At 61.9% G+C, this 26353-nt stretch carries 25 protein-coding genes; 11 read left to right on the forward strand and 14 right to left on the reverse strand.

From position 1 onward, the window contains the following. Window positions 1-9 precede the first annotated feature (9 nt). Window positions 10-660 carry a class I SAM-dependent methyltransferase gene (locus tag ACX2DJ_RS05190; protein WP_462571368.1) on the forward strand — a complete coding sequence of 217 codons (651 nt, stop codon included), beginning with the start codon at window positions 10-12 and terminating at the stop codon, window positions 658-660. 3 nt (window positions 661-663) lie between these two features. Here the strand turns inward: ACX2DJ_RS05190 and ACX2DJ_RS05195 are convergent, their stop codons facing one another. Then, entirely contained in the window at window positions 664-1485 is an 822-nt protein-coding gene (locus ACX2DJ_RS05195) for a DUF7847 domain-containing protein (protein WP_462571369.1), read from the reverse strand. Window positions 1486-1559: 74 nt separating this feature from the next. Between ACX2DJ_RS05195 and lipB the strand changes: the two genes are divergently transcribed. Beyond that, complete coding sequence (lipB, locus tag ACX2DJ_RS05200) at window positions 1560-2240, forward strand: lipoyl(octanoyl) transferase LipB (protein ID WP_462571370.1); 681 nt, start codon at window positions 1560-1562, stop codon at window positions 2238-2240. Then, entirely contained in the window at window positions 2228-2524 is a 297-nt protein-coding gene (locus ACX2DJ_RS05205) for a hypothetical protein (protein WP_462571372.1), read from the forward strand. The genes lipB and ACX2DJ_RS05205 overlap by 13 nt, the downstream gene beginning before the upstream one ends. A 3-nt stretch (window positions 2525-2527) precedes the next feature. Here ACX2DJ_RS05205 and ACX2DJ_RS05210 read toward each other — a convergent pair whose 3' ends face one another. Beyond that, complete coding sequence (locus tag ACX2DJ_RS05210; protein WP_462571373.1) at window positions 2528-3652, reverse strand: alkene reductase; 1125 nt, start codon at window positions 3650-3652, stop codon at window positions 2528-2530. An 86-nt stretch (window positions 3653-3738) separates the two neighbouring features. On the opposite strand from ACX2DJ_RS05210, the gene ACX2DJ_RS05215 reads away from it, so the two are divergent. Continuing rightward, entirely contained in the window at window positions 3739-4638 is a 900-nt protein-coding gene (locus ACX2DJ_RS05215) for a DMT family transporter (protein WP_462571374.1), read from the forward strand. A gap of 20 nt (window positions 4639-4658) precedes the next feature. Here the strand turns inward: ACX2DJ_RS05215 and ACX2DJ_RS05220 are convergent, their stop codons facing one another. The 4 genes from ACX2DJ_RS05220 to ACX2DJ_RS05235 form a co-directional block, all read right to left on the reverse strand. Continuing rightward, window positions 4659-5987 (reverse strand): DUF2254 domain-containing protein, encoded by a 1329-nt coding sequence (locus ACX2DJ_RS05220; protein WP_462571375.1) that lies wholly within the window; start codon window positions 5985-5987, stop codon window positions 4659-4661. Window positions 5988-6018: 31 nt separating this feature from the next. Next, on the reverse strand, window positions 6019-7005 hold the full coding sequence (gene nadA / locus ACX2DJ_RS05225; protein ID WP_462571376.1) for a quinolinate synthase NadA: 987 nt from the start codon (window positions 7003-7005) through the stop codon (window positions 6019-6021). Between the two features lie 72 nt (window positions 7006-7077). After that, window positions 7078-7848, reverse strand: a complete 771-nt coding sequence (locus tag ACX2DJ_RS05230) for a hypothetical protein (protein WP_462571377.1) — start codon at window positions 7846-7848, stop codon at window positions 7078-7080. Between the two features lie 66 nt (window positions 7849-7914). Next, window positions 7915-8808: an MBL fold metallo-hydrolase gene (locus ACX2DJ_RS05235; RefSeq protein ID WP_462571378.1), complete on the reverse strand. Its 894-nt coding sequence runs from the start codon at window positions 8806-8808 to the stop codon at window positions 7915-7917. A gap of 50 nt (window positions 8809-8858) precedes the next feature. On the opposite strand from ACX2DJ_RS05235, the gene glpK reads away from it, so the two are divergent. Continuing rightward, the gene (gene glpK, locus ACX2DJ_RS05240; RefSeq protein WP_462571379.1) at window positions 8859-10328 is read left to right on the forward strand and encodes a glycerol kinase GlpK; all 1470 of its coding nucleotides are present in this window, start codon (window positions 8859-8861) and stop codon (window positions 10326-10328) included. Window positions 10329-10355: 27 nt separating this feature from the next. Here the strand turns inward: glpK and ACX2DJ_RS05245 are convergent, their stop codons facing one another. Continuing rightward, a complete protein-coding gene (locus tag ACX2DJ_RS05245; protein WP_462571380.1) occupies window positions 10356-10814 on the reverse strand; it encodes a DUF1465 family protein in 459 nt (152 codons plus the stop codon). Window positions 10815-11043: 229 nt separating this feature from the next. Continuing rightward, window positions 11044-11241 (reverse strand): YdcH family protein, encoded by a 198-nt coding sequence (locus tag ACX2DJ_RS05250; protein ID WP_462571381.1) that lies wholly within the window; start codon window positions 11239-11241, stop codon window positions 11044-11046. 167 nt (window positions 11242-11408) lie between these two features. Here ACX2DJ_RS05250 and ACX2DJ_RS05255 point away from each other — a divergent pair, with 167 nt between their 5' ends. The 5 genes from ACX2DJ_RS05255 to tilS all read left to right on the forward strand — a co-directional run bounded on the left by ACX2DJ_RS05255 (window position 11409) and on the right by tilS (window position 16991). Then, window positions 11409-11564: a YdcH family protein gene (locus ACX2DJ_RS05255; RefSeq protein WP_462571383.1), complete on the forward strand. Its 156-nt coding sequence runs from the start codon at window positions 11409-11411 to the stop codon at window positions 11562-11564. 92 nt (window positions 11565-11656) lie between these two features. Next, window positions 11657-13924 carry a phosphoenolpyruvate--protein phosphotransferase gene (ptsP, locus tag ACX2DJ_RS05260; protein WP_462571384.1) on the forward strand — a complete coding sequence of 756 codons (2268 nt, stop codon included), beginning with the start codon at window positions 11657-11659 and terminating at the stop codon, window positions 13922-13924. A gap of 139 nt (window positions 13925-14063) precedes the next feature. After that, window positions 14064-14930 carry a helix-turn-helix domain-containing protein gene (locus tag ACX2DJ_RS05265; protein WP_462571385.1) on the forward strand — a complete coding sequence of 289 codons (867 nt, stop codon included), beginning with the start codon at window positions 14064-14066 and terminating at the stop codon, window positions 14928-14930. 143 nt (window positions 14931-15073) lie between these two features. Beyond that, on the forward strand, window positions 15074-16042 hold the full coding sequence (locus tag ACX2DJ_RS05270; protein ID WP_462571386.1) for a tetratricopeptide repeat protein: 969 nt from the start codon (window positions 15074-15076) through the stop codon (window positions 16040-16042). Window positions 16043-16121: 79 nt separating this feature from the next. Continuing rightward, complete coding sequence (gene tilS, locus ACX2DJ_RS05275; protein ID WP_462571387.1) at window positions 16122-16991, forward strand: tRNA lysidine(34) synthetase TilS; 870 nt, start codon at window positions 16122-16124, stop codon at window positions 16989-16991. Window positions 16992-16997: 6 nt separating this feature from the next. Here tilS and ACX2DJ_RS05280 read toward each other — a convergent pair whose 3' ends face one another. Genes ACX2DJ_RS05280 through zwf form a run of 5 tightly spaced genes read right to left on the reverse strand, consistent with a single transcriptional unit; the run spans window position 16998 to window position 24615 of the window. Next, a complete protein-coding gene (locus ACX2DJ_RS05280) occupies window positions 16998-19775 on the reverse strand; it encodes a phosphoenolpyruvate carboxylase (RefSeq protein WP_462571388.1) in 2778 nt (925 codons plus the stop codon). Beyond that, complete coding sequence (eda, locus tag ACX2DJ_RS05285) at window positions 19772-20386, reverse strand: bifunctional 4-hydroxy-2-oxoglutarate aldolase/2-dehydro-3-deoxy-phosphogluconate aldolase (RefSeq protein WP_462571389.1); 615 nt, start codon at window positions 20384-20386, stop codon at window positions 19772-19774. Before eda ends, ACX2DJ_RS05280 begins: the two co-directional genes overlap by 4 nt. Next, entirely contained in the window at window positions 20386-21357 is a 972-nt protein-coding gene (glk, locus tag ACX2DJ_RS05290) for a glucokinase (RefSeq protein WP_462571390.1), read from the reverse strand. The genes eda and glk overlap by 1 nt, the downstream gene beginning before the upstream one ends. Next, a complete protein-coding gene (edd, locus tag ACX2DJ_RS05295; protein ID WP_462571391.1) occupies window positions 21354-23159 on the reverse strand; it encodes a phosphogluconate dehydratase in 1806 nt (601 codons plus the stop codon). Before edd ends, glk begins: the two co-directional genes overlap by 4 nt. Further along, window positions 23152-24615 carry a glucose-6-phosphate dehydrogenase gene (gene zwf / locus ACX2DJ_RS05300; RefSeq protein ID WP_462571392.1) on the reverse strand — a complete coding sequence of 488 codons (1464 nt, stop codon included), beginning with the start codon at window positions 24613-24615 and terminating at the stop codon, window positions 23152-23154. Before zwf ends, edd begins: the two co-directional genes overlap by 8 nt. A 126-nt stretch (window positions 24616-24741) precedes the next feature. Here zwf and ACX2DJ_RS05305 point away from each other — a divergent pair, with 126 nt between their 5' ends. Beyond that, window positions 24742-25773 carry a LacI family DNA-binding transcriptional regulator gene (locus ACX2DJ_RS05305; RefSeq protein WP_462571393.1) on the forward strand — a complete coding sequence of 344 codons (1032 nt, stop codon included), beginning with the start codon at window positions 24742-24744 and terminating at the stop codon, window positions 25771-25773. Window positions 25774-25949: 176 nt separating this feature from the next. Here ACX2DJ_RS05305 and ACX2DJ_RS05310 read toward each other — a convergent pair whose 3' ends face one another. Continuing rightward, entirely contained in the window at window positions 25950-26312 is a 363-nt protein-coding gene (locus tag ACX2DJ_RS05310) for a hypothetical protein (RefSeq protein ID WP_462571394.1), read from the reverse strand. Between the last annotated feature and the right edge of the window lie 41 nt (window positions 26313-26353).

Below are 26353 nucleotides of genomic sequence, written 5' to 3' on the forward strand. Positions count from 1 at the left end.
GGAAGTCTAATGAACTCCAAGGGAGTTGCTATCGAATTGCGGCGGCGCTTGCGTGACCGGCTTGCAACCCAAACCGGCCAATTGGCGGTTTTCTTGCGCGGTTTTCTCGAGCACCCGCGGATGGTCGGCTCGATCATCCCGTCCTCGCGCTTTACCGTGCGCAAGATGCTGGAACCGGTCGACTGGCGCAATTGCCGCCTGTTTGTGGAGTATGGCCCCGGTATCGGTACTTTCTGCCGCCCGGTGCTTGACCGTCTGAGCGGGGATGCCACGCTGATCGTGATCGATACCAACCCGCTTTATATCGACTATCTGAAACGCACGATCCGCGACAAACGCTTCCACGCGGTGTTGGGATCGGCGGTTGATGTCGAGCAGATCATCCGCGATCACGGCTTCGAACATGCCGATTACATCCTGTCAGGACTGCCGTTCTCGACCCTGCCGGCCGGTGTAGCCCCGGCGATTGGGGCAGCGACCTTCCGCGCGCTGCGCCCCGGCGGCGGTTTCCTGGTCTATCAGTTCACTGCGGCATGCCTTGACTATATGCGCCCACATTATGCGCGGATCGACCAGGGCTTCGAATGGCTCAACATCCTGCCATGCAAGATGTTCTGGGGCTGGAAGGCAGACGTGGTAGGCGAGGCAGGCGCCGAATAGGCCCTAGTCGAAAGTCTCGCTCAGTTCTTCCGGCCGCTCGCCCGCCAGTTGGCGGTGGACCCCGGCAAGAACGGCGAGGAAGATCACCACGAAACCCGCATTGACCAGACTGGTAACGATGCCATTGCCGATCAGCTCCACTTCTCCGCCTATGGCCGCGAACACAACGCCCAGCACCAGCGTCGCCAGCAGGATCACCACCGTGATGGCGATCAGCAGCAGGAAATAGAACAGGAACAGGCGCAAGCTATTGCCCTTGGTCAGACGCCACGAACGCGCCAGCGCCTGGACCGGATTGAGGATTCCATCGACCGCGATTGCGGGCATGATCAGCGAGAACTTGACCATCAGGTAGAAAACCAGCGGTATCGCCAGCAATACGGCCAGCACCATGATGGCGGCGACGCCAGTGGCGAAGCCAAGTCCAACGGGCAGCATGATTGCGACGGCAGCAACAAGCACGACAAGGATATTGGCGGCAAAATAAGAGGGGAAGGACACCGCCCCGCGCTTGAGCGCATCGCCCAGCGTGGGTCGGGCGCGATCAGTCAGCAGCACCAGCAGGGCGAGCGTACCTATGCCCTGACTGACGAAGATGATCAGCATGACCCACCAGTAATCGATGTAGGTTTGCTGCATCACCGCCAGCATGGCTTGCATATCTTCCGGGTTGGCGACCGGAGGGTTCATCGCCTGCGGCATCAGCAGAGTGGTGGCGAGATAAGGCAGGAAGAAGAACACGCCAGCTACAACCACGATCATGTCGCGGTTCTTGCCGATCAATCCGGTGGCCGTGTTCCAGGCGGCACCCATGTCGAACTTCATCTCACCCTCCCCGAATTCGCTCGCAAGCTGATTGCCCCTTGATAAGCGCAGCGAATGCTCCCACGCAATTGGCGATGGAGCTCAAAGCCACAGATACGATTGAATGGCGGCGCGAAGCCGGACAAGTGCCCTATCGCGAAGCACTGGCCGAGATGGAGCGCCGCAATGCCGCGATTGCGGCGGGTGACGAGCGCGAGTTTGTATGGATGCTCGAACATCCGCCGGTTTACACCGCGGGAACCAGCGCGGCGGCAGACGAACTGCTCGATCCGCGCTTCGAAGTGGTCGAGGCGGGGCGCGGCGGGCGCTACACCTATCACGGGCCGGGCCAGCGAGTTGGTTATGTGCTTCTTGATCTCACCAAGCGCGGCAAGGATGTGCGCTGTTTCGTGCACGGACTCGAGCAATGGGTGATCGCCACGCTGGCGCGCTTCGGGGTTGAAAGCTGGGCGGTGGACGGCCGCGTGGGTATCTGGACTACGGATATTGACGGACGCGAAGCCAAGATCGGTGCCATTGGCGTACGCGTACGCCGCTGGGTGACAATGCACGGCTTTTCGGTCAATCTCGAGCCTGACCTTGCCCACTTCACAGGAATCGTGCCGTGCGGGATAGAGGAATATGGCGTCACCAGCCTGAAGCGGCTGGGGCTCGACATTTCGCCGCAACAATGGGACGAGGCGCTGATTGCCGCAGCGCCCGGCTTTCTTGAACATCTGGCAAAGGTGAGTGGAAAGAATTCATGCGAAGCTTGAACCTTGCAATCCTTCCGGCATTGCTGGCGGCGGCGGCCTGCGGCGGGCAAGCGCCCGAACGCGGCGAGGATGCGCGCGAAGCCGAAGGTGAAGTGCTGGGCGGCACGATCAGCGACGAGATGCTGCCGCTCGACCAGCTGCAATCGCAGTCGCCAGTGCTGCGGCAAAAGCCAGTCGGTGAGGGGGATGATGCGGCGGCAGCAGAGGGTGACGAAGCTACCGACGAAGCCGATGGCGGGGCTCCGCCGGACGCACCGGCAGAGCCCGACGATACGCTGCAATAGCGCTCAGGCTGCGGCCTGTTCCTCGGCCAGGGTCGGATAATCGGTGTAGCCCTGCGGAATCGGGAAATACCAGCTCTTGGGTACATCCTTGTTGGGGTTCCAATGCGCACCCACCCGAATGCGCTCGGCAAGGTCGGGGTTCGAGATATAGGGCCGCCCAAAGCTCACCGCATCGCATTTGCCGCTTTCGATGTCGGCCACGGCCTGCTCGGCGGTGTAATCGCTGTTGAGGATCAGCGGGCCCGAATAGATCTCGCGGATCAGCGGGCTCTGTTTGGGCACCTCGGTTGCGCCAAAGGTGCCATCGGGGCCCGGCTCGCGCAGTTCGACAAATGCCAGGCCCAGCTCTTGGCAGACCTTTGCTGCCGCACCGAAGGTGGCGGGCGGATTGCTGTCATCGCAGCCCTGAGTCTCGCCATTGGGTGAAAGACGTATGCCGACGCGGTCTGCGCCCCACACATCAATCAGCGCTTCGAGCACTTTGCGCATGAAGCGGGTGCGATTTTCGGGTGAACCGCCATACTCGTCGGTGCGCAGGTTGGTCTTGTCGCGCAGGAACTGGTCGATGAGATAGCCGTTCGCGCCGTGCAATTGCACCCCGTCAAAGCCCGCCTTCTTGGCGTTCTCCGCGGCGCGGCGGTAATCGCCGATGGTGCGCTTGATATCTTCATGCGTCATCGCGCGCGCTTCGGCATAGGGCTGCTTGCCCGTCGGAGTATGCGCTTCGCCGGGCGCGGTGGTGGCGCTGGCCGAAAACGGCGGTTCACCATCTAGGAACACGGGGTGGACGATCCGCCCCATGTGCCACAGCTGCATCACGATCAGCCCGCCTTCTTCATGAACAGCCTTGGTCGAGGCTTTCCACGCTTCGGCTTGCTCGTCGCTCCATATGCCCGGCGCAGAGGGCCAGCCGAGACCCTCGCGGCTGATCCCGGTCGCTTCGGTCAGGATCATCCCCGCCCCGGCGCGCTGGCGGTAATAGGTCGCCATCAGTTCGTTGGGGGTGAACATCGGTTCGGCGGCGCGTCCACGCGTGAGCGGGGCCATGAAAATGCGGTTCTTTGCTTCAAGTGCGCCCATGGTGAGCGGCTGGAACAGAGTGTCGTGCAAGGTGATTGTCCTTTCCATGCGAACTATTCGGCTTCGCACTTGGGGAATTCGCAGCTAGTGCGCAACCCGTGGAAAAAGTGGGGGCAATGGAAAAAGAGCGGGGCATGCAAGCAGAACTTGCCCAGCCACGCGGCTGGTTGCTGCTGCTTGCCCTGCTAGCGGGCAATGTTGCGCTTGCACTCGGCCCGTGGCTGGTGCGGCTGGCCGATACCGGGCCGGTATCCGCCGGGTTCTGGCGCCTGTTTCTGGCGCTGCCCTTTCTGGTGCTGCTGGCGCGGGTGAGCGGGCAGGCGCTGACCGGCATCCCTCGCCGGACGTTGATATTCGTCGCTCTGGGCTCGCTGGCGTTCGGGCTCGACCTTGCCACCTGGCATGTCGGGATCGAGCTGACCCGGCTCGGCAATGCGACATTGTTCGGCAATGCGGGCAGCATCGTGCTGCTGTTCTGGGGCTTCATCATCGCGCGCTGCCTGCCGCGCGGGCTCGAATGGGTTGCGATTGTCTGCGCGCTGGCGGGTGCAGGCATATTGATGGGGCGCAGCGCCGAGATTTCCACCAGCACGCTGATCGGCGATTTGTTCTGCCTCACTGCAGGATTGCTCTACGCGGTCTATCTGATCAATCTGCAAGGCGCGCGGCAGACCATCGGCGGGTGGAGCCTGCTGGTGTGGGTGAGCATATTTGCCTGCCCGATGCTGCTCGCCATAGCGCTGGTGAAAGGCGAGCCGGTATGGCCGACCGACTGGACGCCGATCCTGATCCTGTTCGTCTCCAGCCAGCTGGTGGGGCAGGGGCTGCTGGTGTTTTCCATGCGCCATTTCCCGCCGCTGGTGATCGGGCTGGCGCTGCTGACCCAGCCGGCGGTGGCGGCGCTGGTGGGCTACAGCGTGTTCGGCGAAATGCTGACGCCGCTCGACATCATGGGCATGGTGCTTCTCGGAAGTGCGCTGGTGATTGCGCGGGGTAGCAAGGCCAATCCCGCCAATCTGGTGGCTGATGAATAGCGGGAATTCAGCCCGGCGGATCAGCCCGCCATTGCCCTGCTGAAACTGACAAAGCGTGCCTCCACATCTTCCAGATCGGGGCCGGTCAGTTGTTGGCGGACTTGCTGGATCAGACGCTCGCCTTCCTGATGCAGCGCGGCCTTGCGGGTTTCATTACTGATTGGTGCGGCGCAGTTCCTCAGCGTATCGAACATCACCAGCGCGGCGGGCGGGCTGGTGGCGGCAGCGCTGCGGAAATTGCCGAAACCACGTTTGACATAATGATTGAAATCATCGGGAAGGGGCACCACCAGATCTTTTAACACAGCGTGGTCTTCGTCCCCGATGTCCTTGTTCAAATCGCGCGTTCCCAGCAATGCTGTTCCCGCGCCGAGCCAATGCAGCGCGGTGATCGCGGTAAATGGATCGTTGATTCCCGGGGAAAGCGCCCTCAGGCCGATCTCCACCAGTTCGTCGATCAGGAATTGCAGGTCCTGATCCGGTGTGCGGGTTGCGCCAAGGGTGAATTTATCGCGCAGATCCTCAGCCAGGTCATCGGTCAGATCGACATCGCACAATTCGGCAATGGTCATGCCCGGATGCACAAAATCGCCAGTGCGCACGCTGAGCGAGACGCGCCCTTCCGATTTCCTGGCCAGGCGCGCCAAAGAATCGAAGGCAATCAGTTGAACATAGCCTGCGCGGTCCGCCAGAACCGGAATGCCCTTGGGTGATTTGGTGATTGGCAGACCCTTGTCCTGTTCCGGATAGGTTTCTTCGATCCCTTTCAGCAGCCGCTTGCCAATCCCTTCCAGCACAGTGTTAATCCGGATGCTGGCAGGGATGTGATTGAGGAAAAACACCAGCACGCCGATCGATACAGCCATCAGACCCATCCCGACCAACAGTGAGAGTTGGGGAACGAAGCCGGGTAAACTGGTTGCGGCAGCGTCTGCAGCGGTAGCGGCGATTTCATCCTCGCTGCGGACTGCGCGCAATACCACCAGCGCATAGACGAAGGTGCCGATAAAGGTCGCCAGACTGAACTGGTTGCCCTTGTCTTCCATGAAATTGGTTAGCAAGCGCGGGCCATAGGCGCCGCTGGCATAAGCGACCGCAGCGATAGTGATCGAGAATACCGTGGAGGCGACCCCGATCATGGATCCGGCAATCACGGTGAGCATATTGCTCGCACCTTGCGGCCGGGCAGGGATGATCCAATCCACACCATTGAGGAATTCGGCAAACCCGTTGCGGTCGACCCAGACCAGCCCCAGCGCCAGCAGCGCCGCGATTACGGAAAACAGCGCCGGATAGAACCAGTAGTTCGAATTGAGCTCGGCCCACAGCCGGCGCGGATATTCGGTCATGGCGTCCTAACGCTGGAGATGGGCAGAAGGTTCAAGCGCGCCCCAGATCGCCCTTGCCAACGGTGCTGCCCGCCATTTCCAGCATCTTGTCGAGGCTCTTCTTGGCGGCGAGGCGCAGCCCTTCCTCGATCTCGATACGCGGCTCGAGGTCGCGCAGTGCGACATAGAGCTTCTCCATCGTGTTGAGCGCCATATAGGGGCAGATGTTGCAGCTGCAGTTGCCGTCAGCCCCCGGCGCGCCGATAAAATGCTTTTCCGGCAGCGCCTTTTCCATCTGGTGGATGATGTGCGGCTCGGTTGCGACGATCAGCGTGTCACCCGGGAAAGTCTTGGCAAAATTCAGGATGCCGCTGGTCGAGCCGACATAATCGGCGTGGTCGATGATCGAGGGCGGGCATTCGGGGTGCGCGGCCACCGGGGCGCCCGGATATTGCTCTTTCAGTTTCATCAGCTCGGTTTCGCTGAAGGCCTCGTGCACGATGCACACGCCCGGCCACAGCAGCATTTCGCGGTTGAACTTGCGGCTGAGATAGCCGCCCAGGTGCCGATCAGGCCCGAAGATGATCTTCTGATCCTTGGGGATCTGCTGCAGGATCGTTTCGGCGGACGAGCTGGTGACGATCACGTCGCTGAGCGCCTTCACCTCGGTCGAGCAATTGATATAGGTCAGCGCGATGTGATCGGGATGCGCCTCGCGGAAAGCCTTGAATTTTTCGGGCGGGCAACTGTCTTCAAGGCTGCAGCCGGCATCCATGTCGGGCAGGATCACGATCTTTTCAGGGCTCAGGATCTTGGCCGTTTCGGCCATGAACTTGACCCCGCAGAAGGCGATCACATCGGCATCGGTTTCAGCTGCCTTTTTGCTCAACTCCAGAGAATCGCCCACGAAGTCGGCGATGTCCTGGATATCGGCAGTCTGGTAATAATGCGCCAGGATCACCGCGTTGCGCTCTTTGCGCAGCCGGTCAATCTCGGCCAGCAGATCCTTGCCGGTGGGGACTTTGGTCAGGACGCTCATCAATCAATCCAGTCAGTTGCCTCTGGCATTCATATAGGACGCCAGCGGCGATTTGCGAGCGCGTTTCGGCCGCTACATCGCGAAGCCGGGCGGCAGATAGGCCGCCATCGGCCGTTCGGCGCCGGGCGAACCGGCGAGCAGGAGTTCGGTCAACGAAACGCCCAGCGAGGTATAGGCGATGAAACTACCCAGAATCTGCGCACCCAGGATCAAACCCGCACCCCACAGCCACGCCGGGTGCACCTTACCGCTGCGGCGCCAATCGGCGATCATCCCGATCATCGGGAAGATCAGTGTCGCCGCGATGGTGATCCGCCATGCATAGGGCATCATCAGCGGCAGCGGGAGCAAGCGACCGAGGCCGGGCCCGGTAAGGATCGCCATGGCACCGAACATCAGCCGCCGGTGCCAGCCCGAATATCGCCGTGCTCTGAGCGACGCGAAGGCGAGGCCGCCGAACGCCAGCAACTGCAACGAATTGCTGACCAGGAATTCGTTCTGGTCGAAAAAGAACGGCCCGCCGGTGCGGCGCATGGAAACGAACATGATGGTGAAGCCCAGCACCACCATCAGCGGAATATAGAAGTAGGCGACCTGACCGAGCCGCTTGTGGAGCGCGATGTTGCCTCCCGCGATCAAGGTATTCTGCGCAAGAAATAGCCCGATCCAGCCCATGAAGGCCACCCCGTGCAGGTGATATTGCCAGGGCGCATCAAAGCTTGACCGGCCCATGGCCAGATTGAGCGAAAACCCTGCCACTATGACCAGCGACATGACCCATGCCATGATCAGGAAGAATCGTTGCTCTCTTCCCGCTGCGGAATTGCCTGTTACCGTTGCCATCGCCTCTCCCCTCAGAAAGCGACCCATCCGAACCATCACTTAAATACAATTTGCCGTCCGTCGCCGTCAATCGACCCGCCAGATCTCCCCGTCGCGCCCAGCCAGCCCCCGTTTCTCGAGGTCAAGCAGGTGCGCCAGCACGCTCATCTGCGCGGCCTTGACCAGTCGCTCGTCGAGCCCTTTGTACATTTCAGGAATGAATTCGGGGATTGGTCGCGCTCGCTCGCCCAGCAGGCGCAGGATCTGGTTCTCGCGCTGGCGGCGATGCCCCATCATCCCGCGTACCAATTGGCGGGGCTTCTCGATCGGTTCGCCATGGGCAGAGTAATAGATCCGATCATCGCGCGATTGCAGCCTTTCCAGGCTTTTCATGTAATCGCCCATGTCGCCATCGGGCGGGATCACCACGCTGGTTGACCAGCCCATCACGTGATCTCCCGTGAACAATGCGCCTGATTCCTCAAGCGCGAAGCACAGGTGGTTGGAGGTGTGGCCGGGGGTATGAAGCGCGCGCAGGGTCCAACCTTCGCCCGCCATCGCTTCGCCATCTAGCAGCACCCGGTCAGGATCATAGGTCGTGTCAAAAGCCTCGTCCGAACGCGGCCCCCATTCCTTCAAGACAGTGCTGTCGATCACCAAAGGTGCGCAGCCAACCACCGGCGCGCCGGTGCGCTGAGCCAGAGGTGCGGCAGCCGGTGAATGGTCACGGTGCGTATGCGTGCACATGATCGCAATCACCCGCTTATCACCGATTGCATCGATAACAGCGCCAAGATGCGCGTCATCCGCCGGGCCAGGGTCGATCACCGCCACGTCGCCGGCATTGCCGACGATATATGTCTGCGTGCCGGTGTAGGTATAGGGTGACGGATTGGGGGCGAGCACACGCCGCACCAACGGTTCACATTGCTCGGCCACGCCGGTTGGCCAGGGCTTGGGTGGAAATGCCATGGCTTGCATATGGCAATTGAGCGTGCACATGTCACGCCAACGAATTTGAGGAGAGTTGCATGAGTGAATTCATCCTGGTGCTGGACGAAGGAACCACATCGACCCGTGCGATGCTGTTCGGCCGGGACGGGAAGCTGCATGGCCAGTCGCAGCAGGAACTCGAGCAGCGCTACCCGAAATCGGGTTGGGTTGAACATGATGCCGCCGAGATTTGGGACAAGACGCTGGCCTGCGCGCGAGAGGTTGCCAGCAAAGCTGGCGGGGCAGAACGGATCGCCTGTATCGGTATCACCAACCAGCGCGAAACGGTTGTCGCCTGGGACAAGCATAGCGGAGAGCCGCTGACGCGGGCGATCGTGTGGCAGGACCGGCGCACGGCGGAATTTTGCGAAACCCTGCGTGCCGCCGGAAATGAAGCCGAAGTCCAGCGGCGCACCGGGCTGCTGCTCGATCCCTATTTTTCCGGTACCAAGATGCGCTGGATGCTCGAGAATGCCCCTGCCGTGCGCGGCGCGGCGGAACAAGGCAGGCTCGCCTTCGGTACGGTCGAGAGCTGGCTGGTATGGAAGCTCACCGGCGGAGAACATCTGACCGATGCCAGCAATGCCAGCCGCACATTGTTGATGGCGCTGGACGGGGCAGGTTTTGACGAGGGCCTTTGTGACCTTTTCGGCGTGCCCCTTCGCGCTTTGCCGCAAGTGGTCGACAATGCGGGCGAATTTGGCATTGCTCAAGCCGAATGGCTAGGTCGCAAGATTCCCATCACCGGGCTCGCGGGTGACCAGCAGGCGGCCACGATCGGCCAGGCATGCCTGGCCTTTGGCGAAACCAAGGCGACCTTTGGCACCGGTGCTTTCGTCCTCACCAACAAAGGCAAAGACATTCCCGTGTCGAGCCATCGCCTGCTGGGCACAGTGCTCTACCAGCTTGGCGGCGAGCGGACCTATGCGCTCGAAGGTTCGGTATTCGTGGCCGGCAGCCTCGTGAAGTGGCTGCGTGATTCCCTTGGCATCGTTGATGTGGCTGGGCAGACCGAAGCGCTGGCGCGTTCAATTCCCGACAGCGGAGGCGTCACCATCGTACCCGCACTCACCGGGTTGGGCGCGCCGCATTGGCGGGCCGAGGCACGCGGGGTGATCACCGGGCTCAGCTTTGCCAGCGGCAAGGCGCAGCTGGCACGCGCCGCGCTGGAGGCGATGGCGCACCAGACGTATGATTTGGCTGAAGCTTTTGCTGCCGATGGTGCGCCTTGGGGCACCTTGCGGATCGATGGCGGAATGAGCGCCAATAACTGGATGGCGCAGGATCTTGCCAATATGCTCGATCTCACCGTCGAGCGGCCTGATTTCGTGGAAACGACCGCGCTTGGCGCGGCGATGCTGGCTACAGCAGGGGCAGGGATATATCCGGATTTTCCAGCTGCAGCGGCGGCAATGCGTGGCCATTCGAGCAGCTTTACACCCGATATGGCTGATGCGGTCAGGTCAGAGCGGCTGGCGCGCTGGCACGAGGCGCTGGCAGCGGCCTGAACCTCGCAACTGCTTCAGTAAAGCGGATCAGCGCTGGCCAAGCGCGCGGCCCAGCCGCTCGTGCATGTTGTGCACCATCGGCCGCGCGGCAAAATGCTCGCTCCAGGCTTCATCGAGCCGGGAGATGCGGCGATGCAAATGGATCGTATCTTGGATCAGGGCGCGGGTCGCCGGCTCGAGCAATTCCATATCTTCGGGGCACGAATCCCGATCCTCGGGCAACCGCCCGTGGCGCCGCAACTGCATTTCGTTGAGCTCGCCGGAGAAAAACGCCCGCTGGTTGAGCAGCCAGGCGAGCACATGCATCATCCGTGTCGTCGCCTTCAAGCCCTCGCTCGACAGTACCAGGCGCAGCTCGTCGCTGCCGCCTGCGGCCTGATCCCCCATGCGCAGGGCGAACACAGCGCGTACTTCATCGGCCAGGAGCAAGGCTTCGCTGTAAAGCGATTCAATGATCGGGCGTGAAAGGCTGCTGGTTCGAAACATGTTCGCATCGCTAAAACGCTTGCGCGGCAAAGGTCCAGAGCGGCAACCATATTGTCCGCTACTTCTCCACCTACTGTCCCAAAGCGGAACGGATCGTAAGCCCGTATTAACCAAGAAATCATTGAAAATAAATTATAATATTCAAGGAGGCGGTTTGCCGCAGCAGGTCTGGCTAAACGTCGTTAACGACAATTTTCGACCAGCGGCTGCCGCGCCCTGACCGGCGCAATCACGCGATAATGTCAGGCAACAAGTTGTCCTCGATCAGGGAGATCTGGTCCTTGAGCTTCAGCTTGCGCTTTTTGAGGCGCGCTATCTGCAGCTGGTCCTGCGAACCTGCCTCGGTCAACGCAGCAATGGCTGCATCGAGATCGCGATGCTCCGTGCGCAGCAGTTCCAGCCGCTTGCGAAGCTCTTGTTCGGACACTCGATTGCCTCCTGAAACCGGCGGCTTGCTGCGCGCCGGATGTTTCGAGCCGAATAGTGGCTCAGCCAGTCTTTTCAAGTTAAGCATTATATGGTTTGATGACAATTCGTGGCTCGTCCGCGTTCGGACGAGTCGCCCCTGCGGTCCCAACGTAAAGGAGAACCTTGATGGAATCGTCTCACGTCCAAGCGCTGCAATCCAAACATGCCGGTCTTGAAGCGCGGTTGCGCGATGAAATGAACCGACCCGCGCCTGACAATGCGACGATCCAACAACTCAAGAAGCGCAAGCTGAGGATCAAGGAAGCGCTCGCCGAAGCCTGATTTTCGGAAGTCTGCCCCCGGCGGCGCTGCAACGCGTGCATGCGCGTTGATGCGGCGTTCCGTATTGCGTTGAAGCTGCTATAGGCTCGGGCATGTCTGCCACTGCATCTGCTCGTTTGATCCTCACCCGCCTGCACGAGGTGATGGCTTCGCGCTTGCATGCGCAGGGCAAGCTTGACCAGGTGGTCGATATCATCGGGCAGAGCCTCGATAGCGAAGTATGCTCGATCTATCTCCTGCGCGAGGGCATGCTCGAACTGTTTGCTACGCGCGGGCTCAATGCCAGTGCAGTCCACGTTACCCGCATGGCGATTGGCGAAGGGCTCACCGGCACAATTGCCGCCAATATCGAAACGCTCAACCTGGCTGAGGCCAAGGCGCATCCTGACTTCCTGTATCGCCCGGAAACAGGGGAGGACAAGTTCCACAGTTTTGCCGGCGTACCGATCGTCTATCGCGAACGGGCGGTGGGTGTGTTGTGTGTGCAGCATGTCGATCCGCGCCGTTATGAGGATGTAGAGATCGAGGCACTGCAGACCACCGCCATGGTCCTGTCCGAACTGATTGCCAATGCCGAGCTGGTCGACGAAGAAACACGCGGTCTTTCCGACGCACAAACGGGGATGCAGACCATCACCGGGCTTGCATTGGTAAAGGGGCTGGCCCTCGGCCAGGCGGTCTATCACCAGCCGCGCGTCACGATAGACCAGGTTATGGCCGATGACATCGAGGCCGAACGCCAGCGGGTTTACCGCGCCTTTGACAAGATGCGCGAACAGATCGACAATATGGCGAACCAGGCCGAATTCGGCATCGGTGGCGAGCACGAGGAGGTCCTCCAGACCTACAAGATGTTCGCCTATGACGAAGGGTGGAGCCGCCGCATTAACGAGGCGATCGATAGCGGCCTGACTGCCGAGGCCGCAATCGAGCGGGTCCAGCAGCGCACCCGCATGCGCATGCGGGAAATTGATGATCCGTTGCTGGCAGACCGCATGCATGACCTTGAGGATCTGGCGAACCGCCTGCTGCGGATCGTTTCGGGCCAGCTTGGCACCGCAGCGCAGCAAGGCTTGCCGCGCGATTCGATTCTGATTGCGCGCAACCTCGGGCCGGCCGAATTGCTCGAATATGATCGGCGGCGGCTCAAGGGCGTTGTCCTTGAGGAGGGGTCGCTCACAGCGCATGTGGTAATCGTTGCCCGCGCAATGGGCCTTCCGGTGCTTGGCCGCGCGCGCGGGATCCGCGGGATCGTGCGCAGTGGCGATGAAATCCTGCTTGATGCCGATACCGCGAAAGCCCATGTCCGCCCTTCTCCGCAGATATCCGATGCCTTCGCTGTACGTTTTGCCAAGTCGCGCAAGAAACAGGCGGCCTACGCCAAATTACGCGACGTGGAGCCCTTCACCCGCTGCGGCACACGCATTCAGGTGATGATAAATGCCGGCCTGCGTGACGATATCTCGGCGCTGGCGATGACCGGGGCGGATGGAGTCGGTCTGTTCCGTACCGAGTTTCAATTTCTGGTTTCGGCCACCTTGCCGCAGCGCGAGCGGCAGACCAGGCTTTATCGCGATGTGCTTGATGCCGCCGGTGACAAGCCGGTGATTTTCCGCACGGTCGACATTGGCGGTGACAAGGCGGTGCCCTATCTGCAATCCGAGCAGGCCGAGCATGATGAAAACCCGGCGATGGGCTGGCGCGCCTTGCGCCTGGCGCTCGAGCGCGAAGGCTTGCTCAAGGTCCAGGCGCGTTCGCTGCTGGAGGCGGCCGCCGGGCGCGAGCTCTATGTGATGTTCCCAATGGTGTCGGAACCGTGGGAGTTTGACGCTGCGAAGCAGGTTTTTGACAGCCAGCTCAACTATCTGCGCAGGCAGAAGAAGTTGATCCCTGATGCGATCCGTTATGGCGCGATGCTGGAGGTGCCCGCGCTGGCCGAAGTGCTTGATCTGATGTTGCCCAAAATCAACTTCCTTTCAGTGGGCACCAACGACCTTACCCAGTTCCTGTTCGCCGCCGATCGCGCCAATCCCAAGCTGGCTGAGCGTTACGACTGGATCAGCCATTCGATCCTGCGGTTCCTGCGCAGGGTTTCCAACCAGATGGTGGGCTCGGATGTTGACCTGGGCGTGTGCGGCGAAATGGGCGGCCGACGGCTCGAGGCGCTGGCATTGATGGGTATCGGCTTTCGCCGCCTTTCGATCACGCCAGCTGCGGTTGGCCCGATCAAGGAATTGATTCGCAAGGTTGATCTGGAGGAGATAACCGAATCAATGAGCGGCTGGCTCGCTGATCCACAAGTCAATTTGCGGCAGGAAGTGCAAAACTGGGCCGAAGCGCGCGGGATCGAGACCGATTGATGAATTTCACCGGTTTGGCGTTGATTTACCGGTCTGCTGGCCATCTCGTCCCGATCCGATCTCGTCCCGACGCCAGCTCGCTTGACAGGAAGGCCGTTCTTGCGGCTTCTTGCAGCAAATAAAAAAGGTCGCGGATATCATGGTTGAGGAAGAAACTGGCGAAACGGGCGAAGAACTGCCCCTTGAAGGGGTGGGCCAGAGGTTGCGCCGCGCGCGAGAAGAGCAAGGCCTTACGCTTGAGCAAGTGGCGCAAAGGACACGTATCTCATTGCGCTATCTGGACATGATGGAGCAGGGCCAATTCTCTGAACTTCCCGCCCGCACATATGCCTTCGGTTTTACCCGAACCTACGCCCGAGAGGTCGGGCTTGATGACCAGAAGTTGATCAATGCCCTGCGCAGCGAATTTGCCGAAGGCGGCGATCGCCGCTCTGCCTATACACCTGCATTCGAACCTGGTGATCCGGCCAAGGTGCCGCCGGCCGGAGTTATCTGGGCGGCAGCGATTGCAGCGTTGGTGTTGGCGGTGGGAAGTTATGCATTTTACGCAAGCCATTCTGCGCCGGGCGCTGATCCGGCTCCGCTAGTGGCCGAGAAGCAACCCGGCCCCACTGCCGCAGCGGTTGCTGCGGGTGCAAGCAATACCGAGCGGGCCGGTTCCCCGGTTCTTCCGCCCGACCAGGTTGTATTCACTGCACTCGAAGAGGGTGTGTGGGTAAGCTTCTATGAAGCTGGCGGGCGCCGGCTGGAACAGAAGCTGATGAGCGAGGGAGAGCGGTTTGTCGTCCCCAGCGAAGCGCGCGACCCCCGTATCTGGACCGGGCGGCCTGATGCGTTTGCGATCACCGTCGGCGGGCAGCGGGTTCCCAAACTGTCAGAGGAGGAAGTGGTAATCCGCGATGTTGCCATCACGGCCGAAGCGCTTCGCACTCGCGGTCAACCCGGCGAAGCCAGCCCCGCCGCGATGATTGAAGCCAACTCTGCGCCTGCGATGGTTATCGGCTGAGGATTACCCACCATTTTGGCATCTGCGCCGCTCGACTTGAGGGGCGGGATTGAGGCAGGATTCCTTTAAGGTTCAGGCGCAATGCGCTAAAGGCTGCCGCGAGCGCGCGCAGCCGCGCGTAATTTGATCGAGGAGTTTTCGCAGTGAAATTGCCTTCCCTCACACCGATTGCAGCGGCGGCGCTTGCCCTGTCTGTTGTTGCGACCTCGCCAGTGCCCGCGGTTGCGCAGGATGAGGTTTCTGCAGCTCGCGTGCGCAAGATCGAGGCCGAGATTCGCGCGCTCCAGCGCAAGGTATTTCCCGGCGGAGATGCTCGCTTTTTCGAGCCCGAGATCAGCACGGCCCAGCCGCAAGGCACCGCTGCCATCGACACGCCGTCAACGACTGCTGTAACCGATATCCTCGCCCGGCTCGATGCGATCGAGGCGCAGCTTCAGCAGTTAACTGCTGCGGGAGAGGAAAACCGCAACGCTGTTGCCCTGATGGAAGAGCGGGTGGCTGCACTTGAAGCAGGGAAAGCTGCTTTTTCTGCCCCTGCGGTGTTACCCGTGAGCGAGCCAGCGCCGAGCGAGCCAGAGGCACCTGCTACTCAAAGTAACCTTTCCGCGATGACTGGCGGAGCCTCAACCGGTAGCGCCGAGCTTCCGCCAGCCGCTGCTGCGAAAGGGCCCAGCGCAGATCGGCTCGCGGGTGTGCAGGCGATCACCAAACCGCAGACCGACGATGCCGGCGACGATGAATATACCTATGGCTTCCGCCTGTGGGATGCCGGTTTCTATCCCGAAGCGCAGCAGCAGCTTTCGCTTTTTGTCGAGAAATATCCGGAGCATTGGCGCGCCACCTATGGCCGCAACCTGCTTGGCCGCGCTTATCTTGACGATGGCAAGGCACGCGAAGCAGCCCCGTGGTTCCTGCGCAATTACCAGGTCGAAAAGCAGGCCGCACGCGCTGGCGACAGCCTGCTTTACCTTGCCGAAACGATGATCTCGCTTGGAGACACCAATCGCGCATGTATTGCATTGGCGGAATTTGGCGAGACTTATCCGGCGCTTGCGGCTGGCCGCCTCAAGGACCAGTATGAGGCGAACCGCCAGAAAGTGACCTGTAATTGATACGGCGCTCACACCTCAACTGATCGCCCGGTTCCGGACGGAGCTTGACCGCCTGGGAGCAGGTTCGGCGCGGCTTGGCGTGGCGGTGTCAGGCGGGCCGGACAGCCTGGCGCTGTTGCTGATCGCGCAGGCAGCCTGTCCGGGGCGGATCGAAGCGGCCACCGTCAATCACGGACTTCGGCCGGAAAGCGCTGCGGAAGCTGAAATGGTGGCTGGCCTGTGCGGGCGGCTCGCCGTTCCGCACGCCACGCTCAATGTGGAGGTCGCCGCTGGAAATCTTCAGCAGCAGGCGCGGCTTGCGCGGTATCGGGCGCTGGGCGATTGGGCCGAAACTCGCGGGCTTGCCGCTTTGCTGACTGCTCATCACGCAGATGACCAGACGGAAACCTTGCTGATGCGGCTCAATCGCGCAAGCGGGCTGAGCGGGCTGGCAGGGGTGCGCGAACGCGGTACTAACCCGGCAGGCGCAGGGCCGGTACTGCGGCCCTTGCTTGGCTGGCGCAAGGCAGCGCTTGAGGCAATCGTGCGAGCAGCAGGTATCGAACCGGCGCGCGACCCCTCCAACGAGGATGAGCGGTTTGACCGGGCGCTAATCCGCAAGGCGCTGGAAGATGCGGACTGGCTTGATCCCGTTGCGATTGCGCAAAGCGCAGCCTGGCTAGGCCAGGCCGAGGCGGCTCTGGCTCATTTTGCAGCGCGAGAATGGGACACCTGCGTTCTTCTGCGTGATGGCGTCTTGCGCTATGCGCCCGGCCAAGAAACCCCGCGCGAGATCAGGCTGCGGGTGTTGGCGCGCGCAATTGCCACACTTGGCAGCACTCCGCGCCTGTCGCAGGTTGCCGAGCTGCTGGACGCGCTTGAACAAGGCGAGGGCGGCAATCTTGGCGGGGTGCTGGCACGGGTGGAACAGGGCGCATGGGTGCTGCGCCCGGAACCGCCGCGCCGCTGAGCGCGGTTAGCCGTGCGCGCCGAACTCGTTCGCGATTGCCGCAGATAGCCGCAGGCACAGCGCATAGGACCGCTCGATCCGGTCAATATAATCGCGTGCGATCGCGGTATAGCCTTCATCGTTGGTATCCGGATAATCGCTCGGCTCGTCCACGGCGAAGTCGGTTATCTGCGGAAAGTGCGTGGGATAGGCGCGCCGCAATTGCGCCAATGCGTCATCGATCCGCAGCGTGAATACCATTTCCAGCACATCGTCGCGGCTAATGTCATTGGCGCGGCTGAAAGCCGGGATAGAAACAGCGCGCAGAAACATGTGCTGCAGCAAAGTCAGCCGAATGGCCTGTGCCGCACCGATCAGGCGGCGGGTATGTTCGCGATCTTCAAGCGGGTTTTCGTCAGGTATCAGCGCCAGCAGCCGGTGTAGTTTGAGCGCATCGACCCGCAGGCGCGAGGCCAGACGACGAAACACGCCCGCGCGGTCATCCTTGGTGAGATATTCGGCCAACGCTTCGCAAGCGTCGGACAAATGGCTTTCCGTGCCGCGATAGGGGCGGCTTGCCCAATAGGCGCTGTTGAACAATTCGCCGTGCGCCGCCACCGTCTTGATGCTGGCCAGCGCATTGGAACTGCGCACGAGACGGATCAACTGCCGCCCGCGTTCGCTTTCGGTGAGAAGCTGCGCAAGCTCTTCATATGTTCCGTCGGCCGCGCTGCCGATCCCGGCGATCACATTCACCGGATAGCCAAGTTGTTGCAGGACCGCGTTGTGCGGGATCGCGCGGATCTGGCGCAAGCTCATTTCGCGATCGGCGGAAAGATCGCCCTGGCGGCGCGAAACGCGGCTGCCAGTGGAATTGAGCAAGCCCAGGCCGAAGGCGGTGAGCGCGCGCGAATAGGTCTGGCTTTCCAGATGTTCGCGCTGATGGCTGCGGATCGCGCGGTAAAAATCCAGGCTCAGATCGGTGCGGCGATAGAACGGATCGACCGGCGCATCGGCGCTGGTTTCGGCGGGGCGCAGCTCGGCAATGCGGGTGAGCGTGGCGCGCGCCAGTTCGGGCGTGGCGAAGAACAGATAGCCATCGCCGCCCTGAAAGCTGACCTCGGGCTCGAGCCGGATCCCGGCGCGCTGGAAACGGCGTTTGGCCCAAGGGCTGAGCGGCCAGGTCAAACGGTCTGCAAAGCTGTCTGGGTGGGCCCCGCGACCCATGCTTTCGCCATGTGTGTTGAAGATGAGTGCGGCGACATCGGTCAGGCCGCTTGCCGCCATGGCCTCGCACAGCCGACCCTGGAGCCGCTCGATCGCAAGGCTTGCGGGGATTTGCCCGACAAAACGCCCGGCATCGGAAAAGCCCGTCTGGATTGCCAGCCGTCCGCGTTTTCGCACATACTGCTGGTAGCTTTCTTCGGCACACAGCGCGTCGAGAAAACGCCCGCCATGCTCAAGCGCACTCTCGGTTTCGAACAAGGGCGATACATCGACCTTGTCCTCGATCCCGAACAGTTTGGCAAAATATAGCGCCGCAAGGATGGTTGAAGGCTGCTCGCATTCGGCAATCAGCATTCGGATCGGCGTGTCTGCATCAACATGCGCCAGAATCTGCGCCATCGCCAGGAATTGGCGGATTGCGGTCGAACTTTCGATCGCCAGCGCGGCAAAGTTACTGCGCAGCGGCTTAACTTCAGCCAGGATATCGCGCAGTGCCGCAACCGCCCCCTGGCTGGCCAGGTCCAGCGTATTGTCCGGGTCAATCCGGCGGCGGATGGCATTGTGGAGCTGACTCGAATTTACGCGGAAATGGATCCAGCCCATGCCCAGCCCGTCGGCGCGCATCGCAGCAGCCAGTGTCTTGAGCTGTACTGCACGCGCCGTCTCGGCCTCGCGTGCGTCCGCTTCCAGCGCTTCGATCAACGGCGTCAGGCTGAGCAGCTTGTGCGGATCGTCGCTAGTCAGCCGGTTGGCGGCGGCAGACAGCGTTTCGGGCTGGCTGAGGTCTGCCGCAAAATCTGTCATGCGTGCTTGCGCATGGGCAAGGGCAGGCCGCAGCGTGCCTAGCAACCGATGCTGCGGGTCGATCGCCTCAAGCGAGGCGGTGTAGCGCTCCAGCCGCTCGGCCTTTTCGGACAGCCTGAAGCCGATGGAATCGAACCACTTGATGTCGGTCCGGCCATCCATGTCATAGCCGACCCAGCTAGCGAAGCGGAACGGCAGCGGCGCCAGATCATGCCATTGCTGGGGCCATTTGGCGGCGGCATGTTCCAGCGCCTCGCGAACAATTATGTCGCGCGCGTCCTGCGCGTGGGAAATCGCGCGCATCGCCCGGCCATGTTCGTAGCCAAGCGTGATTGCAGGCCGCACGGCGCCGGTTACGCACACGCGGGCGTCGATCTCGGCGCTGCTGCTGGCGGCCTCTGCCACCGCTTCAGACTGCTGCGGTGTGAGCAGGAAAGTAGGGTGGGCAGTGAACACGGCATTGAGCTGCGGCCGTTCCCAGCGAGCGCGGAAGGTATCGAAATCGGACTCTGTAAATGCATCTGCCAGCGCCTGACTGTTCTGGTCCGGCGCGACCGGCGCAACCAGTCGGCGCAGGCGCGCAGCGCGGCTCTGCATGCTTTCGCACTCAAGCTCTGCCACCAGCGCCTCGATCGCATCAAGATCAAGTTCTCCGCTTTCCAGCTGGCGCGACAGGTCAAGGCCCAGTTGGAATACAGGATTGAATAACGGGGTTTCCCGCGTCCGGTTGTGGAGCTGGCCAAGCCGCTCGATCAGGCCTGGAATACCGTTCATGAACCCAGTTTCATTGCCTCGCGGGCCATCGCCTCGATTTTCGCCTTGTCAGGCGCACCCCTGGGCGAAACCCAGCTTCCGCCTACGCAAAGCACGAAATCATGTGCCAGCCATTCAGCGGCATTGTCAGGTCCGATGCCTCCGGTGGGGCAGAAGCGCACCTGGCCAAACGGTGCCGCGAGCGCCTTTAGCGCGGGCAGGCCGCCTGCGGCCATGGCGGGAAAGAACTTGAAATGCCTGAGGCCCAGATCAAGCCCGCGCATGATGTCGCTGGCATTGGCTGTGCCGGGCAGGAACGGCACTTGCGCAGCAATCGCTGCACGGCTGAGCGGCTCGGTCAGGCCGGGCGAGACAATGAATTCGGCCCCTGCATTGAGCGCATCTTCAAGCTCTTCAGGGTTGGTTACTGTGCCCGCGCCGACAACCGCACCGGGCACTTGCTTCATCGCCGTAATCGCAGGCAGGGCGGCTGGCGTGCGCAACGTCACTTCGAGCGCGCGCAATCCCCCTGCAACCAGCGCTTCGGCCAGCGGTACGGCATGCTCGACTTCGTCGATCACAATCACCGGCACAACCGGCGCCAGGCGCATGACGCTTTCTATATCCATCATCAAAAATGTTCTCTGGCAAATGCAGCGGCCGCGCCGAACAGGCCGGGCTGCGGATGAGTAATAAGCTTGACCGGAATGCGCGACATCAACCCGGCAAAGCGGCCCTTGGCGCGGAAGCGTTCCGCAAAGCCTGAACTGGGAAGATGGTCGCGCAAGCGATATCCCAGTCCGCCCGCGATCACGACCCCGCCGAAGCCGCCCTGCGCCAGTGCGATATCGCCCGCGACGCTGCCCAATGACAGGCAGAACCGGTCCACCGCCGCAGCCGCGAGCGAATCCTGGTCACTCATCCCGCGGGTCCAGATGGTGACATCGTCTTCATCGCGTGTCTTGCGGTTCTCCATCGCGGCGAGTGTCTGGTAAATGTCCACGATTGCGGGGCCGGCGACCACCCGCTCCACTGAAACACGGTTATGCCGCTTGCGCAGACGCGCCAGCACCGCGTCTTCGATCTGGTCGAGCGGGGCAAAATCGATGTGCCCGCCTTCGGTGGCTGTCACGCGATATTCGCTGCCCGAACGCCAAAGATGGGCAACGCCCAGCCCTGTGCCCGGGCCGAGCACGCTGATCGTGCCTTCGCTGGCAAGTGGTTCGTCTGGGCCGGCAAGGTGCAGGAACTGGTCATCCGGTGCGCGCGCCACTGCATGGGCAACCGCTTCGAAATCATTGACGATGGTGAACTGCTTCACGCCCAGCTTCTGCGGCACCATTGCCGGGCGGATAATCCAGGGATTGTTGGTGAAACGGATCACTTCCTGATTGACGGGACCGGCAATCGCCATGCTGACGCGGGGCGGGATCGAGCCGCCCTTGCGGGACCGGTAATCCTCCCATGCGGTCTGGAAGCTGGCGTGATCTTCGGTGTGCAGCGTTTCCGGCTCGTCGAGCGTGATCGTGCCGTCCTGCGCGACAGTGGCGATGGCGAACCGCGCGTGGGTGCCGCCAATATCGACGCTGACCAGCTCGGTCACAACCCTGCCGCAGCGAGCATGGCGCTGCCTCCCTGCTCGGCGCCATCGGCTCCCATGCGGAACATGGCGAACAGCTCGCGGCCCACACCCATCGCCTGGCGCGGATCGGGGGCCGCGACGCGCGCATCGAGTGCGGCACTGGTTGAGAGTTCTCCGGTGACCGCGCAAACCTTCACCACATCGCCGTCGCGCAATTTTGCCAGCGGGCCGCCGCCCAAAGCTTCCGGCGTTACATGGATTGCCGCCGGAACCTTGCCCGAAGCGCCCGACATCCGGCCATCGGTGACCAGCGCCACGCGGTAGCCGCGATCCTGCAGCACGCCCAGCGGCGGAGTGAGCTTGTGCAGTTCGGGCATGCCATTGGCGCGCGGCCCCTGGAAACGCACAACAACCACAACATCCTTGTCGAGTTCGCCCGCCTTGAAGGCAGCAGCGACCGATGGCTGGTCTTCGAACACGCGGCACGGGGCCTCGACCGTATAGCGTTCGGGGTCCACGGCGGAGCTTTTGAAGCACCCACGCCCCAGATTGCCCTGCACAAGCCGCATCCCGCCATCGGGATGAAACGGGGCGCTTGCGGGGCGCAGCATGGTGTCATCGCCGCTTGCGCCGATTTCGCGCCAGACAAGCGCTTCGCCGTCGAGCCCCGGTTCCTTTGCGTAATCCGACAAATCGCCTTCCCACACAGTCAGAATATCGCGGTGCGCCAGCCCTTCGCTCAGCAGTTCGCCGATGACATAGCCCATGCCGCCTGCGTCTTGGAAATGGTTCACGTCGCCTGCGCCATTGGGATAGACCCGCGCCACCAGCGGCACCGCGCTGGAAAGCTCGCTCAAATCGTCCCAGTCGAACTGCACGCCTGCCGCGCGCGCCATGGCGGGGATATGAATCGCGTGGTTGGTCGACCCGCCGGTCGCGAGCAGGCCGATCGCGGCATTGATGATCGCCTTTTCGTCGACGCATTTCGCCATGGTGCGTTCGCGCGTGCCCGCCAGTGCTGCCAGGCGATGCACCGCCGCGCGGTCGAGCGCCTGGCGCAGCTTGGTGCCCGGCTGGATAAAGGCAGCGCCGGGGATATGCAGCCCCATCATCTCCATCATCATCTGGTTCGAATTGGCGGTGCCATAGAAGGTGCAGGTGCCGGGGGAATGATAGCTGCCCATCTCGCTGGCGAGCAGTTCGTCGCGCCCGACCTTGCCCTCGGCATAGAGCTGGCGCACGCGCTGCTTTTCCTTGTTGGCGACGCCGCTGGGCATCGGCCCGGATGGCACGAACACCGCCGGCAGATGGCCGAAGCGCAGCGCGCCGATCATCAAACCCGGCACGATCTTGTCGCAAATACCAAGGCAAGCCACACCGTCATACATCGCATGGCTCAGCGCCACCCCGGTCGACAGCGCAATCACATCACGGCTGAAAAGAGACAGCTCCATCCCGTCTTCGCCCTGCGTCACCCCGTCGCACATGGCGGGAGTTCCGCCGGCAACCTGCGCCGTTGCGCCCACTTCGCGGGCGTAAATTTTCATCCGTTCAGGATAACGGCCATAGGGCTGATGCGCGCTCAGCATATCATTATAGGCGGTGACGATACCGATATTTGGCGCGCCGCCCGCCTTCATCGTGGCCTGGTCATCCAGTGCCCCGGCATAGGCATGGGCAAGGTTTGAGCAAGAAACCTGGCTGCGGTCTGGGGCGCGGTCAGCCTCGCGTTCCATCAGGTCAAGATAGGCCTGCCGGCTGCCGCGCGATTTTTCGATCACCCGCTCGGTCACCCGCGCGATGGTGGGGTTGAGATCACTCATGCCAGCTTACTCCGTCACGTTCGGCCAGCGCGATCGCGGCGCTCGGCCCCCAGCTTCCGGCAGTATATGTCTTCGGGGTCAGGCCATCGGCCTGCCATCCGGCGCGGATTGCGTCGATCCACTGCCATTGGGCTTCCACTTCGTCACGCCGCACGAACAGCGTCTGGTCGCCTTCGATCAGGTCGAGCAGCAGGCGTTCATAGGCGATGCGGCGCACCGCACCGGAAAAAGCATCGGGCATGGCAATATTGAGCGGCACCTGGCGCAACCGGATCCCTTCACGGTCAAGCCCGGGCACCTTGGTCATCAGCGAAAGCGTGATGTTCTCTTCCGGCTGAATCCCGATCACCAGCCGGTTCGGCTGCATGGTTGCGCCTTTTCCGGCGAAGATCGAATGCGGCACGCAGCGGAACTGGACCACGATCTCCGTCACGCGTTCGGGCAGCCGTTTGCCGGTACGGAGGTAGAAGGGCACGCCCTTCCAGCGCCAATTGTCGACATGGGACTTGATAGCAACAAAGGTCTCGGTGTTCGATTCCTTGCCCAGTTCGTCATCATAGCCGGGCACGGCCTTACCGTTGATCGCCCCGGCGCGGTACTGGCCCGTCACCGTCTCGCCCGATTCGACCTGGCGCAGCGCGCGCAGTACCTTGACCTTCTCGTCGCGCACGGCGGTGGCATCGAAGCTGCCGGGCGGCTCCATCGCCACCAATGCCAGCAGCTGCAGCATGTGGTTCTGCACCATATCGCGCAGCGCGCCGGCATCGTCGTAGAAGCCGATACGGCCTTCAAGCCCGACGGTTTCAGCCACAGTGATCTGGACATGGTCGATATGCGCCGCGTTCCAGATCGGTTCGAACATCAGATTGGCAAAGCGCAGTGCCAGAAGGTTCTGCACGGTTTCCTTGCCCAGATAATGGTCGATCCGGAATATCCGCTCCTCGGGGAATGCCGAAGCCACAGCATCGTTGATTTCGCGGCTGGTGGCCAGATCGGTGCCAAGCGGCTTTTCCAGGCACATGCGCACGTTTGCGCCATCTAGCCCGGCATGTTGCAGGCCCTTGATAGTGGGTTCGAACAAGCTCGGCGCGGTCGACAGAAATATCGCGAGCCCCTGCCCTGGTTGGCCAACCTTCTCCGCCAGCGCGTTGAAGCCATCAAGCGTAGTGGCATCGAGCGGCTGATAGCTCAGGCGGTTGAGGAAATCGGCCATCCCGCCGCGCCGGTCTGCGGGCAGGTATTTCTCCAATGCCGCGCGCGCGAAGTTGCGATATTCATGGTTCGTCAGCTCCGAGCGCGCCGTCGCCACGATCTTCAGCTCGGGATCGATCAGCTCGTCAGCGTGGAGCGCGCAGAGCGAGGGCAGCAACATGCGCTGCGCCAGATCGCCTGTCGCGCCGAACAGCAACAACCGGTCGGCAGTGAAGCCGCCACTGTGCATCGAAGGCATGTTCATCTGCTCGCTTCTCCCGCGCATCGTATCACAGACATCTAGCGTGTCGGCCAAATGTGGGCCATAGCATCGCATAGCTATTCACGCGCCGAAAATTCGCTCGTTCAAGGGTGGGGGTGGAAGCAAGGGATGAGGACGATGGATGCCCAGCGCAAGCCCGTGCGGGTTACCAGTTTCGATGTTGCCGAAAAGGCCGGTGTGAGCCAGTCAACGGTGTCGCGCGCACTGTCCGGTTCGGCGGTGATCACCGAGGGAACGCGAACGCGCGTGCTCGAGGCGGCACGTGAGCTGGGCTATTTCGTGGATGAACGCGCCGCCCGGCTGCGGCGCGGGCATACCGGCACTCTGGCCGCCGTTGTGATCTGCAAGCCGGGTTATAGCGCGAAAGACGTCAATCCGTTCTCCTATGCGCTGCTGGGCGGGATATGCACGGCGGCGTCCGCGCGCGGGCTGGAAGTGCTGGTGTCGCTTCAGGCAGAGGAGGACCAGCTTTTCGGCCATTATGTCGAACGCGGCCAGGCCGAAGGACTGATCGTGATCGGCACCACGGCCAACCGGGCAGCGTGGGAATTTTTCCGCAAGATCGGCGAAGCCAGCCAGCCTGTGGCCTATTGGGGATCTCCGATGGGTGATCTCGATTGGGTCAGCTCTGACAATCATGCTGGTGCGAGGCTGGCGGCAGAGCATTTGGCCGGGCAGGGCTGCAAAGGGCTGGTTTGCATCGGTTCGCATGGTTCGGTGCAGCGCCAGTTTGCCGAACGGACAGACAGTTTCATGGCGCGCGCGACCGAATTGGGCGTGAAGGTTGATCTTATCGCGATCGAACAGGGCAAGGATCGGCGCGAGCAAGGCCGACTTGCGGCGCAGGCCTTGATCAAGCGCGGCGAACCCTTCGACGGCGTGTTTGCGGTATGCGACGCAATCGCCTTTGGCGTGCTCGAGGCCTTCCATGCAGCAGGGGTAAGGATTCCCGGTGACGTAAAACTTGTGGGCTTTGACGGGCTTCCAGCGGGGGAGCTCAGCAACCCGCCGCTGACCACGATAGAGCCCGACCTTGATCTTGCCGGAAGGCTGCTGGTCGAAGCGGTCAGCGGTGAGGGCGTAAGGCACCCTAGCGTGCAGCGGGTGCCAGTGCGCCTGTTGGTGCGCGCCAGCAGCTGATTGCAGGCGTTGGATTACCCCCCGTGTGGATCATGCGCATCGGCGTGTTCCGCCGCGACATTGACAATATCGCCTGAGCTCAGCGTTACGGGCACATTGCGCCGATAGACCGCGCCGTCGATCTCTGGCTCATCGGCCTGCAAATCTGCCTGTCACTGCGGCGAAATGCGATCTGATTATTCTGGCTGCGAGAAGCTGGTTGCGGCCGGCCCAGCCCGGACAGCAGCATAATCGGCCTCTGAACGCTGCATCTTGATCGTGCCGTCAGCGATCATTTGCCGCGCCTTGGCCTGATCGGCTTCGGCCTTGGCGAGCTTTTTGCGGGCGTTGGTAATCTGGCTGGTACTTCTGGCGATCAGTTTCTCGCCATCGCGAACTTCCTTATTTCCGGATGTCCAGTCATCGCCATATTGCGCGATCTCGCCGCCGCGTTCGGTGATCCGGTCACCCGCGCTCATTTGTGAAGTGTCCGGTCCGGCGCAGGCGGCAAGGCCCAAAGTGAGGAGGACGAACGCTGAAAACCCGGTAAATTTATTCATCTCATTTTCCTTTGTTTCCGATCAGATCAAAATCTGTCGGT

Source organism: Altererythrobacter chaiwopuensis (assembly GCF_054957755.1).